Raw genomic sequence first — 11,834 nt, 5'->3', positions numbered from 1 at the left:
GCGACACATGACCTTCCCAACAAGACTGCAGGACGTCCTCACGGAGGGGCGGGCCGTAATTCGTTCCGGCATCAAGATCGTATGCGGCACGGGCACCTATGGCTTCTGGAACGGCAAGGGCGACATCACGGTTGACGGTCTCGTCTATTGGCCGAACACGCTTATTGAGGTGTCTGAGCCGGTTTACGGGCTTGGCACGGCAGCGTCGACATTTACGCTAAGCCTTGTCGCGAAGCGCGACTCCGGCCTTACGCCCGATAAACTCCTGCTTGTCGAAAACGAGACATACAAGGACGCGCCGGTCACGGTTTTCGACTTCTATTTCGACCCCGATGATCGGACCTTCCTGCATGCCGAACCTGGCGCGTATGGCTTCATCGATACGATCGACCATTCGCGCGACAATGGCGAGAAGAAGCTTGTCGCCAACGTTCGTTCCGGCGCCATCGCCAATCACCGCGACGGCTATCGAACGGCGAGCCACGAAGACCAACAGTTGGTTTCGTCCGGCGATATGTTCTTTCAGTACGCGTCAAAAGTGCAGCACGAAACTTTCGATATCAGTTTCTAACCACCACTAGGACGCACATGCTCGAGCTAACCCGATTGAAAGACTGGGACCGACGCCTTGCGCGCTTGGTTTCCAGCATCACAGACGCGCCTGGTGTGTGGGGCGAGACGGATTGCCTGCTTACCGCAGCAGCCGCGATTGAGGCCGTTACAGGCCAAGACATCATGGCTCCGTGGCGCGGTCGCTATAAGAGCGAGGCTGGCGCAGCACGCCTTATGCGCAAAGAAGGCTGTGAGAACGTCGAGGACGTGCTCGGCACGTTCTTTGGGCTACCAACCATCGGCAGGCTCTTAGCCAGGCGAGGCGACGTCGGCGTTGTCGAGCAAAACGGCGTTCTTTGCGCGGGCTTTGTCTGCGACCGCGGCTTTCTGTGCCGCACTGAGTCCGCCCGCATCTTCCTTCCACAGACAGCAATGAAGACGGCCTACCGGGTCGGCTAAACGGGTGGGCTAATTTATGGGTTTTCTAGTCCCGCTGTTTGTCAGCATCGGCTCGGCAATTACGGGCGCATTTTCTCTTCTGGGTGGATCGACTATCTTGGCGGGCTTGGCCCGCTTTGGATTGGGTCTTGCCGCCAAGTATGCGCTTGGCGCGATGCTTGCGCCTAAGGCGCAGTCGCAGGCTTCACAGCTTGATACGACTTATGGCGAGGATCTCGCGCGCGCTGTCGCAATGGGCAAGGTCGGCACAGCAGGCCATCTCATTTATCGCAACGCCTACAGTTCCGGCAATCGCCGCGTGCAGGATGTTTACATCCTCTCAAACTTCCAAATTAATGATATCACGCGCGTTCGTTACAAGGGCGAATGGAAGATGCTTGGTGGCACGGTCGATGCCACGAAGGGCCGCCGAATCCAAGGCATCGATGCTGAAGTCTGGGTTAAACTCTACAAAGGCATGATGGACCAGACGGCGGATGCCGGTCTGATCGCCAAGGCCAATCCGAATGGACGCTGGACTACCGATCATCGCGGCGCAGGTATTGCCTACGCTATTGTCACTAACGTACTCGATCGCGAACACCTTACCCAGCCTTGGGAAGCGTTCTTTGAGATCGAAGGTGCGCCGCTTTACGACTGGCGGCTAGACACCTCAGTAGGCGGCTCTGGCTCGCATCGCTGGAATGATCAGACGACATGGGCGTTTAGCGAAAACCCCGTGCTGATGGCATACGCGCTCGAGCGCGGCATCTTCAACGGCACGGAAATGATGGTAGGCAAGGGCGCCTCGGCGTCCAGATTGCCGCTCGCCAACTGGTCGCAGGCGGCCAACATCTGCGATGAAAATGTCGGCAGTGGCGCTCGATACTCTGCGGCCCTGATTGCCGCAGCGGGTTCAGGCATCACCCACGATCAGAATTTGCAGCCACTGCTTGAAGCTAGTGCGGCGTCATGGATTGAGGACTCAGCCGGAGAATATCCCATTGCTGGCGCGGCGCAATCCATCGCCCTGACCTTCACAGATGACGATATCATGGTCGACGAGGCTTTCCGCTTCTCCACCAAGCGCACCAAGTCGGAACTGATCAACACGCTCGCCGGCACTTATCTGGAGCCAGAGAATTTCTACGAACAGACGCCGCTGGCGGTACGCATTGATGATCCGGCGTTGTCTGTTGATGGCGAGCGTCTTGCGGTGTCGGTGCCATATGGAGCGGTTAATCGCTCTGAGGTTGCCGATCGTCTTGCTGATATAGCCTTCAAGGCTAGCCGCTACCAAGGCAATGCCGACATTACGATTCATCCAAAGTACCTTGCCGACGCAAACGCAGGGCGCTGGATTGAGTGGGATTCTGCAGAATATGGAACCGTAACGTTCCAGATTCTGGAGAAGCGTCTGGGGCCTCTTGGTGACAAGGGTGCCCGCAACATCACGCTCACGCTGCAGGAAGTCAGCGACGGCATTTTTGATCCGACAGCTTATGAGACCGCTCCGCCCGATGCCATTGTGCCTGGTGTTGGCGACTATCAGAGCGAACTGCTAAATTTCCAAGTCGCCGGCATCGTGTCGACTTCCTCCACTGGTTCTAAAAGAGCAGGCATCCGGGCAACGTGGAACGATATCGAAGATGTCACGATCACCTTCGTTGATATCGAATATGGGCCGATCGCTGTAACCGGCGACGTTCCTACAGAGAGGGCACACAGTTCCGCGCTGGCCAACCAGACCGATCAGGATATGTGGGAAGGCGTTATGTCATCCTCGCTGTGGGCGGTGCGCTATATCCTGCGCTCGTCGCCGCCGCGGACGTTCTTTCCATCCGCATGGTTTGAAGTCGACACGCTTGAAGCGCGTCTCGGCGATGCCGACGTCTATTTGCCCGGCCTCGCCGACCAGATCAACCAGGCGACCGCCGCCCAGCTCGCCCCGCTCAATGTCAACATCCGGGACGTGATCAGTGACGCCCGCCGGGTCGCACGTGAGGCGTCGAACCAGGATGCCGGGCAATATCTGGACCGGTTGCAGTCGCTGACACAGGTCAAGTCGGTCTATCAAACGGTCACGGCCGACTACCAGCTGCTGGTGACGGCCGCGACCGGACCGGGGTCGGCGATCGTGCAGCGATTGGAAACGCTCGAGGCGACAATACCGGGGCTGGCGACTGTCTTGGCGGTCAATTCGGTCCAGCTTAGTGTGAGCACTCTCGGCACAACTGTCGATGCGCAGGGTAACACGATCGCATCACAGGGCGCCACGATCACAGCGCAGGGCGTGTCAATCTCTGGGCTCTCCGCTTCCGTTGGCAACATCTCGGCGTCCAGCCTGTTCCGCACCGCAGTCGTAGCGACCGAGACCGGCGCGCTTGCCACGGTTGGTGTCAGTGTGGCGGCGACTGCCGGCGGGGCGACGTCAACGGCAGCGTTGTTGCTCTCGGCGCTTGCCGGCGGCGACAGCATGCTTGGCCTCGTCGCCAGCAAGATTTACATGACCGACGGGACCAACAAGTTCTCACCCTTCGTGTTCACTGCCGGTGTTCTCTATCTCGAAAACATCGTCGTCGGCACGCTGAAATTCAACCAACTATCGTCCAACAACGGCAAGCTGGTCATTCGCGGCTCTGGCTCGCTGGCAGACATATCGATTTTCGTATGACACGCTTCTTTGCAGGAAATAAATCCGGCAGCGGTCCGGTCGTTAAGATCATGAAAAATGATGCCGACGATCCGTTAGCGATACCCAATGCGAACGTCGGCAAATTCGCATTCAATTCCGAGATCCAAACTATCGGCTACATCAAGGACATTTTCGCCGTCGATGTGAACTTCACGACGTATCCCGCCACGGGCGGGACGGCCAGCTCCCCCAACATCTACTATCTGCCATCTGGAGCGAATCGGGAAAACTGTCAAGTTAGAATCCGCAGCTGGATATTCAGTGGCAACAGCTTCCAGGTCTATGAATACTATGAGGCATACTTCGCCGCCACCTATGGCTTCACGTTCTTTCCGTTGTGCGAGGTTCGAGCCGCTCTCGACTACACGACGAACAAGTTTCGCGGTCCCTACGTCGATCTGCACGAGGGGGCAGCATCCGGGAAGGGTCAGGTCTACTCCTACACAGGTTATGGGAGTAGTACCTATAGTGTGCTCAACAGCGGATATGTCGGCGGAAGCACATTCAACCGTCCCTGCGTAACTGCATCCGCGACAAGCTCTGGCGCCACAATCTCCATCGCTCGCACGCTGGTTACTGTCTGGGATCTCCCCATGAGGGAAGAGGCGATCCCGACCTTCGTCGCGACGCCCGTGGCTGGGCAGGAGCCTATCCGCATCAACAGTAGCATGTGCAGGGTCGCGCGCCCTGGCTACACGATCGCAGATACAAATCTCGATCACTACATCCTTCACGAGAACAAGATCCCGGCGAAGATCCTGGCCGCCGGCGAGATCACCGTACCGACCGGTGGCACGGCGACCATCACCACGCGGCTACCGGTGACGAGTCAGACCTACATGGACTTTGTCGCCCGTCGTCAGTCGGAAACGACGTTCTGGCATCCGCCCTACATCAGCAGCATGAACGAGAGTCAGTCGCTCGACTTTACCTATGTCGTCTCCGGAAGCACCGTCGTCATCACCAGCGCATCCCAGTATAATCTTGTCGTTCGATACATCATCTGCGCCAACTCCGGCGCAGCGCCGACAACCGGCGGGTCCAACATCGGATGGCGAGGAACCGACGGGGTTGGCGCCTTCTACCAGGTGAAGCGCCCTGGATCGCACGACACTGCGTACAATTTAGATGACATCATGCTGGACACCCGCCTGGTCTACATGCCCATCCTTGCCGAGGGATTTCTCAACTGGTCCGGAGACTTTCCAACCGCGCTCTCCGGCGGCGACCGGTTCAAGGGTGTGCGCAAGACCAACATCACGGTCGCCAATCCAGATGGCCTCCTGCTCTTCCCGAAGGTGGGCGCGGTCTACAACGCACCACCAAATGCGAGCGACTACAATGAGCCCAGCGCCGTATGGGGAAAGCATGTCGTCTTCGTCAACGACTCGACGTGGGCAGGGCAGTCGACCGGAGAGTCGACCTGGATCAATATGCTGAGTGAGACCAGTGTCGACATCTTTGCATCGAACAACAATCCCTACCTGATCGCCGACAGTGGTGTCAGCTATCACAACGCTCAACTGAAGGGCGTCCGCTACTACATCTTCGGCATTCCGACCAGCCTCTAGTCCTCGCGCTCTTTTCATCATTCGCCCTGCACCCAGCGGGGTTTCCAGTCATGGAGAAACACCAATGTCCGACCCGAATCAGGTGAAGGTCCACCCGCTTGCAGCCCTGTCCGAGGCGAGCTTCGACAATGAGGTCCACCGCAACCGCCGCCTCGTGCTCGCCAGCGACGTCTACACCCTGACCCAGATGGTTGCGGAGCGTGACGAGAGGATCAAGGCGATCGAGGCGGAACTGGCTGACTATCGGGCCGATTCCGCGGTCCTCGCCGGCGAGACCAAATAGCCATGGCCGTTCCAATCTATAGCGTCGGCACGGCCACGCTGACCGCGGGGTCAGCCGCCATGGTCGGCCAGGGCACGCTCTGGCTCGGCAATGTTCGGCCCTACGACATGGTCATTGGCAACGACGGCAAGATCAATCTTGTCCTCACCGTCAACAGTAACACGAGCATCACGCTGCTCTTCAATTGGGGCGGCACGACGCAGACGGCACAGCCATATCGGATCCTCTACACCGCCGACGATCCGTTCACGCAGACGCTGGTGCGACAGGTCATGCAGACCTTGGCGGCCAGCGCATTGATCGCGCTTGGTGGGCTGACACCGACACCGCGACAGGGCGTGTACTTCGATCAGACTTCAGCTGCGGCGCTGTTCAGCCTGACAGATGCCGGCCGCGCGCTGCTGGACGATGCCGACGCGCCGGCACAGCTGACGACGCTAGGCTTCTCGGCATACTTCAAGACCTTGGTGGCGGCTGCCTCGTCGAGCGCGCTTCAGCCGTTGTTAGGTGTGCGCGAAGTCCCCACCACGAGCCGCACCTACTTTGTGCGCCCAGACGGCAACGACGCTATCAACAACGGGCTGACCAACACTGCTGGCGGCGCATTCCAAACGCTGCAGAAGGCGTGGAACACACTCGCCGGGCTAGATCTGGCGGCGCAGGCTGGCTTTATCGTAGTGGCCGACGGAACCTATGCTCCCCTCAACATGACGACTATGCCCATTGGCGGCACAGGGATCACCATCACAGGCAACACGACGACGCCTGCCAACTGTCACATCAGCACGACGGGAACGTGCATCCAGATCAACGCGCCGCTGCCATGCCCAATGACAATCACCGGCTTCAAGATGACGTTTGCTGGCGCCAGCCAGTCCGCGATCAAGATCAATGCGCCCGGTACAGTGACTTGCTCCAACATCAATCTGGCGGGAGGCAGCACAGGCTTTTCCGGTGCGTACTACGCAGGCGAGCGTGGATCCCGAATCATCATCATCGCCCTCGGCCAGGTTGTATCCGGCAGCATGTCGTGTTTCTGCCAGACAAATGGCGGGGTCATTCAGTTCGCCGGAAACTTTGCCGCCGCGCCGATAGTGCTCACCGGAACACCAGCCTGGTCCTGGGTCGGAGTGCTCGCGAACTCGGGCGGTGTGCTGGAGGCTAATGGCGTCGTGTTCTCCGGGACCGCAACGGGACAACGATATGCTGCGCAGGCCGGTGGAGGCATCAACACTAGCGGTGGGGGAGCCTCCTACTTCCCCGGAAATGTCGCGGGGACAGTGAGTAGCGGAGGATGGTACGCATGACGGAATATAATCCCTTCAGCTGGCACTGGATTATCGGTGGCGACGAGAGCAGCTTTTGGTCCAGCGCAAGCGGTGCCTACGTTGCCGCATTGCCAGACGACGCGGGCGTGACGCGCATCGCAAGCGAACAAGAGTTAAACGACGTTCTTGCACCCTATGGGTTGCCAGGACCTGTCACGCGTGTGCCGGTGTCAGTATCTGCACGACAGTTCAAGCTTCAGTTGCTTGCGGCTGGCTTGCTTGATCAGGTGGAAGGCTTCATCGCGTCTCAAGGCGAGGCGGTGCAGATCGCATATGACAACAGCGGCTCTTTCGTCCGCACTGAACCGATGATGGCCGCCGGCTTTGCCGCATTGGAGTTCAGCGAAGCCGAGGTCGACGCATTCTTTGTAGCGGCCGCAACGCTCTAGCGGGAAGGGTCTTTGCTGAGCGCTCCCCATGCTTCAGTACCCCAAGAGGTACCGCAATCCCACAATCGGCAGGTAGACCGTCCAGATACAGCCAAGCAGGGCAGCCAGGCAGATGCTCAAAAACGGCGCCCATTCCCGCCATGCCTTGAGCAGCCGCGACGTGTGGACTTCGAAGAACGTGTTCATTGCGCCCCCTCGGCGTAGACATAGAACCGCGTCAAACGCTTCGCTCCTCTGCGCCGACAATAGCCAGAATCGAACATGGGACAAGAGCCCGCAGGTCGACCAGAACTGAGATCAAGCCGTTTCGTCGACAGTGCGTGCCCTCCTAGTTCGGCCTGCGCTGCACATTCAGGATCATGTCGGCATCGTGATCGCCGTTCTCGGATCGCGCTCTCAGTGATACTCGGTTGTATGACCGCACTCGTCGGTGACGCGTATCCAGATCTTCCCCGGCTCGCGTCCGCTTGCGACCGTCCTACCCGTCGCTGACATCGCCGCCTCGATCGCGCTCGATGCGTCGATCTTGGTGTGCCTGAACACGGCGTTTCCGTTCAACTCATCCACGACATAGGCGGCCATCGGGTTCCTCCTGATCTCGCCACGGTATCCCGAAACTTCAACTGTCACAGACTGCCCGCGAGGGCGGAAAGGCAAACCCATGTCAGAACCACGCTGGCTCGCGAGAGCACGCGCGTACATCGGTACGCGCGAACTTCCGGGGCCGAAGACAAGCTCCATCATCACACGATGGCTGGAGGCGCTAAAGGCTCCGTTTCGCGATGACGAAACTGCCTGGTGCGGAACGTTCGTTGGTGCGGTTGTCAGTGAGTCCGGTCTGCCGCCTATCGCCAATCCATGGGGCGCGCGCCGCTGGCTTGCTTGGGGCTTGCCGATTAAGAGGCCGGTGCCAGGCGCTGTCGTTGTCTTCTGGCGCGGCTCGCCTTCAGGCTGGTCTGGTCACGTCGGTTTTGTGGTCGGCAAGGATCGCTCCAGCAACCTGATGGTCTTGGGCGGGAACCAAGGCGACATGGTGTCAATCAAGCCGTTCGCTCCAGCCCGAGTGCTTGGCTACCGCTGGCCATCTTCGGTGCCTCTGCCTGCGAACGATAACCTTCCGCTGGTCTTGAGTGACGGGAAGGTGAGCGCCAATGAAGCGTAGTGGTCTGCCAGCGAAGAGCAGCCGCACATTCAGCAAGCGCATGGTCTGCATCAACAGCGCGCTCGCCTGGGCAGTTCTTGTCTATTCGATCTATTCACAACAGGCCGCGGCAGTAGCGGTAAGCGCGTTTGGCTTTATCGCCACGCTCGGCGCCACCTATATGGGCGTCGGTCACATGGACCTTCGCCAGTTACTTTTCTTGCTCGCGCCAACGGGCGGCTACGGCATGCCGGTGGATCCGCCTTTGGGAGCGGAGCCGCATGAGCCGCCCAAGGATTTTGCGGGATGAAATGGCTTAACCTCATTACGGGCGGCTGGGGGTCGGTAATTGTGTGCGGCTTGGTGGCATTGGCAATCGCCACATCCTACGGCTGGACGTACCACGCGGGTAGTGCGGCCAGCACCGCCCGCTGGCAACTTAAATACGACCAGCGCGAAGTGGAGATCGTCGCCGCAACGAACGCTGAAATCTCCCGCATCTTTGAAGCCAACGCGCGGGCCAAGGCTCTCGAGGCCAAGCGTTTGGCCGATCTTTTGGCCGATAATGAAGCCTTAGAAAAACACATCAAGGAACTCTCAGATGAAGCGAACGCTGACCCTGATCGTGATCGCGTTTGCCTGTCTGACGGCAGCGGGTTGCGTATCGATTCCGTCCGATAGATTTATTGCCACGCCGCCAGTTTTGTCGGACCCAGACCGATCACTGCTGATTGCCTGCCTTGGTCCGGTTCGTTTGCCGAAAGGTGAGTTGAAACAAACGGACGTTGAGCGGCTTTGGATTTCTGACCGCAAGTCGTTGATTGAGTGCGGTCGGCGCTTGAAGGCGTTGCGTGATTTCTATCATGACCGCGATGCGGCCATCCGTGGCAAGGTGGCCGCAAAGTGATTGACGAGCGCCTAACCACCGGCATCGCAGCTGCTGCCACCACGAACGTTCTTTGGCTTCCATACATACAGGATGGCGCGTCTCTCACGCTTACCTTCCTCGGCATCGTGTGGCTTGCCGTACAAATCTATTACAAAGTTCGCGGCAAGTAGCGCACCCGAAATCATACCCAGAAATACCCAAGCCCGTCAGCCGAAAGGTTGGCGGGCTAGCGCCATTGTGCCCATGGTGAGAATTTTTGAAGTTGTTCATGGAAATTCCTCCGGTTTGAAGGAAGAAGACCGCGCAGGCATGATGAACTTTTTCCGAAGAGCGAAGTTGTTGGAACAAGCTGCCTCTCTGGCGGCCAGCCGAGCATCGGTGAAGAAGGGCGACATCTTCGCCCGGGTCGTCGAGCGCCGACGTGTTGCCGTTTCCCTAAACTCAAGATCGAGCAAAAATGCTGGTTGATCCCAGCACACTCCAGACACCAACCCCTCCGCCGCTCGTTGACCTATGCCCGCCCGAATGGGGCGGGCGGGCGAGGTTGCGATCATCCGAAACCAATGCAAAAAAGCCAGCGCTGAACCAGTCATGATCGCAAGCCGGCATGAAGACCATGAAATCCGAGGCGGAATTCAAGGCCGCATGGATGGCCATGAAGGAATGTGGCGACGAGGCTATCGCGAAGACCCATGACAATTTCTGCAAGATGACCAAGCAGCTCGGCGGCGCGAACTAATCGCCTAGCTACGCCATAAGCCCGCTGCCTCACGGTGGCGGGCTTTTTTGTTTGTCCGTGGAACCGGGCACCAGGCGGAAAGTTGGATGAAAAGCAGCGTCCCTTCCCTGGGTAGCGCTGCTGGCCAGGACGTTACAGCCTTGGTCGGCCCGCCACTGCTTCCTCAGTGGCGGGCTTTTTGTTTTCAGGCGTGGTACGACATCAGCAGAATGGAGCGGGGAGGGGAGCGCATGCCGGTCTTTGTCATCGCATTCGCCGTCCTGCTGTTCATGGCTGTCAGCTTTTGGGTAACCGTCGAGCTGGTAACACGATCAGCCTGAAACCAGACGTGGGCCGAGCGGTTTGTGCCCCGGCACCTCATGCCAGACGACTTGCCGCAAATCACGCATATCGACCTTTTGGCCGCATTGGGGGCAATTGTAGAAATGGTCGCGTTCGTCCGCTGGCGGTGTGCCGTGCCGCTTGCCGGGGATCGGCGGCCCAAGGTCGGATAGCTTCGTCATGCGGCGGCAACTCTGCGCCACGGCAAAAGTTCCGGAGTCACTTCAGCTCGCGCTAATTGAATCGCGGGTTTGGGATTGTCAGTTCATGCGATTGAAGTTTGTCGAGCCTCTGTTGCCGACCTTGGTAGAGAAGCCTCCCGAAGGCGACGAGTGGGTTCACGAGGTAAAATTCGACGGCTATCGATCGCAGATCGTCATTGACGACGATGTCCGTATCTTCACCCGAAACGGGCTCAACTGGACGACCAAGTATCGCAATCTGGTCGGCGCGGCCAAACGCCTTGGGCTCGACAGCGCAATCATCGATGGTGAAATCGTTGTCCTCAACGAGGCTGGCCTGTCCGACTTTGCCGCGCTGCGCAAAGCAATTACGCGCCGTCAGCAAGACCTCTATTTCGTCGCTTTCGACCTCCTGCACCTCGAAGGTCACGATCTGCGCGACATGGACCTGGAGGACAGGCGAGAGATTCTGGAAGGCATCATCGAGCCGGACAGTCAGATCCAGTTCAGCCAGGCGTTGCCGGGTGATGCCAAAGCGATTTTCGAGTTGATCGACAAAGCCGGCATTGAGGGCATGGTCTCGAAGCGCCGCGATAGCAAATATCGCAGCGGCCGGTCGACCAACTGGCTCAAGATCAAAAGCTATGCCGTCGAGGAATATGACATCCTCGGCGTCGAGCGCGAAATGGGCAAGCCGGCTTTCGCCTTGATGGCCGATCGCGCGACCGGGAAGTATGTCGGCTCGGCATTCATCAACTCGCGTGGCGCAATCCGCGACCGGCTATGGAAGCGTGTCCAGGAACACGCGGGGCCGGCGCCCCAAGGCATGAAGCGGCCGGCGACACAGTGGGTCAAGCCGGGTCTTGTCGGTCGCGTGAAGCATCTGCGTGGCGAGGCAGATTTGCGGCACGCTTCACTGCAGGATTTCCGGGAGGAAAGCTAGTTGCCATAGGGGCGTTATGGTCTGAAAGCGCCTGCTTTAAATTCTCAACGCCGGTATAGCCGGACGTGAAAAGCGTGAAGATGCGGATGGCCAGGTTCTGGCGATCTAGGCTATCCGCCTCAATGCCGCGGGCCTTGCAATGCTCGTCTAGAATGGTGGTCAAAAACGCGAGTTCGTCGGGTTCTACAACGCCATTGTGCATGTTTTTCGCTCTCCCTTGAAAGAGGAAAACGCCAAAATAATCCCAGTCAAGACCGCTCGCAATAACGTGTCGGATTCGTACCAAACGCTGGGACAAAAAGGTCGCTCGCCTTCAAAACCTAAAGGATGCATGACGTCTGGCCCCGCAATAAAAAATGATGT

Annotated in this window: 18 protein-coding genes; 15 read left to right on the top strand and 3 right to left on the bottom strand. The window is 58.6% G+C overall.

Going from position 1 to position 11,834, the window contains the following annotated elements:
* Nucleotides 1-7 precede the first annotated feature (7 nt).
* The 7 genes from ACFOJ9_RS31295 to ACFOJ9_RS31265 all read left to right on the top strand — a co-directional run bounded on the left by ACFOJ9_RS31295 (nucleotide 8) and on the right by ACFOJ9_RS31265 (nucleotide 7,256).
* The gene (locus ACFOJ9_RS31295; protein WP_378984862.1) at nucleotides 8-571 is read left to right on the top strand and encodes a hypothetical protein; all 564 of its coding nucleotides are present in this window, start codon (nucleotides 8-10) and stop codon (nucleotides 569-571) included.
* A gap of 17 nt (nucleotides 572-588) precedes the next feature.
* Nucleotides 589-1,011, top strand: coding sequence for a DUF6950 family protein (locus ACFOJ9_RS31290; RefSeq protein WP_378984860.1), 423 nt, complete (start codon nucleotides 589-591; stop codon nucleotides 1,009-1,011).
* A gap of 16 nt (nucleotides 1,012-1,027) precedes the next feature.
* Nucleotides 1,028-3,664: a phage tail protein gene (locus tag ACFOJ9_RS31285; RefSeq protein WP_378984858.1), complete on the top strand. Its 2,637-nt coding sequence runs from the start codon at nucleotides 1,028-1,030 to the stop codon at nucleotides 3,662-3,664.
* Nucleotides 3,661-5,256, top strand: a complete 1,596-nt coding sequence (locus tag ACFOJ9_RS31280) for a hypothetical protein (protein ID WP_378984856.1) — start codon at nucleotides 3,661-3,663, stop codon at nucleotides 5,254-5,256. Before ACFOJ9_RS31285 ends, ACFOJ9_RS31280 begins: the two co-directional genes overlap by 4 nt.
* Before the next feature lie 64 nt (nucleotides 5,257-5,320).
* On the top strand, nucleotides 5,321-5,539 hold the full coding sequence (locus tag ACFOJ9_RS31275) for a hypothetical protein (RefSeq protein ID WP_378984854.1): 219 nt from the start codon (nucleotides 5,321-5,323) through the stop codon (nucleotides 5,537-5,539).
* Nucleotides 5,540-5,541: 2 nt separating this feature from the next.
* On the top strand, nucleotides 5,542-6,846 hold the full coding sequence (locus ACFOJ9_RS31270; RefSeq protein ID WP_378984852.1) for a hypothetical protein: 1,305 nt from the start codon (nucleotides 5,542-5,544) through the stop codon (nucleotides 6,844-6,846).
* A complete protein-coding gene (locus ACFOJ9_RS31265) occupies nucleotides 6,843-7,256 on the top strand; it encodes a hypothetical protein (protein ID WP_378984850.1) in 414 nt (137 codons plus the stop codon). The genes ACFOJ9_RS31270 and ACFOJ9_RS31265 overlap by 4 nt, the downstream gene beginning before the upstream one ends.
* A 33-nt stretch (nucleotides 7,257-7,289) precedes the next feature.
* Here the strand turns inward: ACFOJ9_RS31265 and ACFOJ9_RS31260 are convergent, their stop codons facing one another.
* Both ACFOJ9_RS31260 and ACFOJ9_RS31255 read right to left on the bottom strand, forming a co-directional pair.
* On the bottom strand, nucleotides 7,290-7,442 hold the full coding sequence (locus tag ACFOJ9_RS31260) for a hypothetical protein (RefSeq protein WP_378984848.1): 153 nt from the start codon (nucleotides 7,440-7,442) through the stop codon (nucleotides 7,290-7,292).
* Between the two features lie 210 nt (nucleotides 7,443-7,652).
* Complete coding sequence (locus ACFOJ9_RS31255; RefSeq protein WP_378984846.1) at nucleotides 7,653-7,838, bottom strand: hypothetical protein; 186 nt, start codon at nucleotides 7,836-7,838, stop codon at nucleotides 7,653-7,655.
* 79 nt (nucleotides 7,839-7,917) lie between these two features.
* On the opposite strand from ACFOJ9_RS31255, the gene ACFOJ9_RS31250 reads away from it, so the two are divergent.
* The 7 genes from ACFOJ9_RS31250 to ACFOJ9_RS31220 all read left to right on the top strand — a co-directional run bounded on the left by ACFOJ9_RS31250 (nucleotide 7,918) and on the right by ACFOJ9_RS31220 (nucleotide 10,345).
* On the top strand, nucleotides 7,918-8,418 hold the full coding sequence (locus ACFOJ9_RS31250; RefSeq protein ID WP_378984844.1) for a TIGR02594 family protein: 501 nt from the start codon (nucleotides 7,918-7,920) through the stop codon (nucleotides 8,416-8,418).
* A complete protein-coding gene (locus ACFOJ9_RS31245) occupies nucleotides 8,408-8,707 on the top strand; it encodes a hypothetical protein (protein WP_378984842.1) in 300 nt (99 codons plus the stop codon). The genes ACFOJ9_RS31250 and ACFOJ9_RS31245 overlap by 11 nt, the downstream gene beginning before the upstream one ends.
* The gene (locus ACFOJ9_RS31240) at nucleotides 8,704-9,078 is read left to right on the top strand and encodes a hypothetical protein (RefSeq protein WP_378984840.1); all 375 of its coding nucleotides are present in this window, start codon (nucleotides 8,704-8,706) and stop codon (nucleotides 9,076-9,078) included. Before ACFOJ9_RS31245 ends, ACFOJ9_RS31240 begins: the two co-directional genes overlap by 4 nt.
* Nucleotides 8,999-9,304, top strand: coding sequence for a dehydrogenase (locus ACFOJ9_RS31235; RefSeq protein WP_378984838.1), 306 nt, complete (start codon nucleotides 8,999-9,001; stop codon nucleotides 9,302-9,304). Before ACFOJ9_RS31240 ends, ACFOJ9_RS31235 begins: the two co-directional genes overlap by 80 nt.
* 114 nt (nucleotides 9,305-9,418) lie before the next feature.
* The gene (locus ACFOJ9_RS31230; RefSeq protein ID WP_378984836.1) at nucleotides 9,419-9,754 is read left to right on the top strand and encodes a hypothetical protein; all 336 of its coding nucleotides are present in this window, start codon (nucleotides 9,419-9,421) and stop codon (nucleotides 9,752-9,754) included.
* Between the two features lie 139 nt (nucleotides 9,755-9,893).
* Complete coding sequence (locus ACFOJ9_RS31225) at nucleotides 9,894-10,025, top strand: hypothetical protein (RefSeq protein WP_378984834.1); 132 nt, start codon at nucleotides 9,894-9,896, stop codon at nucleotides 10,023-10,025.
* A gap of 86 nt (nucleotides 10,026-10,111) precedes the next feature.
* A complete protein-coding gene (locus ACFOJ9_RS31220; protein WP_378984832.1) occupies nucleotides 10,112-10,345 on the top strand; it encodes a hypothetical protein in 234 nt (77 codons plus the stop codon).
* On the opposite strand, the gene ACFOJ9_RS31215 is transcribed toward ACFOJ9_RS31220, so the two are convergent.
* Entirely contained in the window at nucleotides 10,337-10,528 is a 192-nt protein-coding gene (locus ACFOJ9_RS31215; RefSeq protein WP_378984830.1) for a hypothetical protein, read from the bottom strand. The two genes, ACFOJ9_RS31220 and ACFOJ9_RS31215, sit on opposite strands and share 9 nt — an antisense overlap.
* 85 nt (nucleotides 10,529-10,613) lie before the next feature.
* On the opposite strand from ACFOJ9_RS31215, the gene ACFOJ9_RS31210 reads away from it, so the two are divergent.
* Nucleotides 10,614-11,471: an ATP-dependent DNA ligase gene (locus ACFOJ9_RS31210; protein WP_378984828.1), complete on the top strand. Its 858-nt coding sequence runs from the start codon at nucleotides 10,614-10,616 to the stop codon at nucleotides 11,469-11,471.
* The last annotated feature ends 363 nt before the right edge of the window (nucleotides 11,472-11,834 follow it).

The sequence above is a fragment of the Mesorhizobium cantuariense genome, from assembly GCF_042647205.1.
GTDB classification, from domain to species: domain Bacteria; phylum Pseudomonadota; class Alphaproteobacteria; order Rhizobiales; family Rhizobiaceae; genus Mesorhizobium; species Mesorhizobium cantuariense.
This window is presented reverse-complemented; position numbering and strand designations above follow the sequence as displayed.

Bases quoted from the DNA above. Each gene is read 5' to 3' on its own strand.
- ACFOJ9_RS31295 (WP_378984862.1), top strand. From the start codon at position 8: ATGACCTTCCCAACAAGACTGCAGGACGTCCTCACGGAGGGGCGGGCC.
- ACFOJ9_RS31290 (WP_378984860.1), top strand. From the start codon at position 589: ATGCTCGAGCTAACCCGATTGAAAGACTGGGACCGACGCCTTGCGCGC.
- ACFOJ9_RS31285 (WP_378984858.1), top strand. From the start codon at position 1,028: ATGGGTTTTCTAGTCCCGCTGTTTGTCAGCATCGGCTCGGCAATTACG.
- ACFOJ9_RS31280 (WP_378984856.1), top strand. From the start codon at position 3,661: ATGACACGCTTCTTTGCAGGAAATAAATCCGGCAGCGGTCCGGTCGTT.
- ACFOJ9_RS31275 (WP_378984854.1), top strand. From the start codon at position 5,321: ATGTCCGACCCGAATCAGGTGAAGGTCCACCCGCTTGCAGCCCTGTCC.
- ACFOJ9_RS31270 (WP_378984852.1), top strand. From the start codon at position 5,542: ATGGCCGTTCCAATCTATAGCGTCGGCACGGCCACGCTGACCGCGGGG.
- ACFOJ9_RS31265 (WP_378984850.1), top strand. From the start codon at position 6,843: ATGACGGAATATAATCCCTTCAGCTGGCACTGGATTATCGGTGGCGAC.
- ACFOJ9_RS31260 (WP_378984848.1), bottom strand. From the start codon at position 7,442: ATGAACACGTTCTTCGAAGTCCACACGTCGCGGCTGCTCAAGGCATGG.
- ACFOJ9_RS31255 (WP_378984846.1), bottom strand. From the start codon at position 7,838: ATGGCCGCCTATGTCGTGGATGAGTTGAACGGAAACGCCGTGTTCAGG.
- ACFOJ9_RS31250 (WP_378984844.1), top strand. From the start codon at position 7,918: ATGTCAGAACCACGCTGGCTCGCGAGAGCACGCGCGTACATCGGTACG.
- ACFOJ9_RS31245 (WP_378984842.1), top strand. From the start codon at position 8,408: ATGAAGCGTAGTGGTCTGCCAGCGAAGAGCAGCCGCACATTCAGCAAG.
- ACFOJ9_RS31240 (WP_378984840.1), top strand. From the start codon at position 8,704: ATGAAATGGCTTAACCTCATTACGGGCGGCTGGGGGTCGGTAATTGTG.
- ACFOJ9_RS31235 (WP_378984838.1), top strand. From the start codon at position 8,999: ATGAAGCGAACGCTGACCCTGATCGTGATCGCGTTTGCCTGTCTGACG.
- ACFOJ9_RS31225 (WP_378984834.1), top strand. From the start codon at position 9,894: ATGAAGACCATGAAATCCGAGGCGGAATTCAAGGCCGCATGGATGGCC.
- ACFOJ9_RS31220 (WP_378984832.1), top strand. From the start codon at position 10,112: ATGAAAAGCAGCGTCCCTTCCCTGGGTAGCGCTGCTGGCCAGGACGTT.
- ACFOJ9_RS31215 (WP_378984830.1), bottom strand. From the start codon at position 10,528: ATGACGAAGCTATCCGACCTTGGGCCGCCGATCCCCGGCAAGCGGCAC.
- ACFOJ9_RS31210 (WP_378984828.1), top strand. From the start codon at position 10,614: ATGCGATTGAAGTTTGTCGAGCCTCTGTTGCCGACCTTGGTAGAGAAG.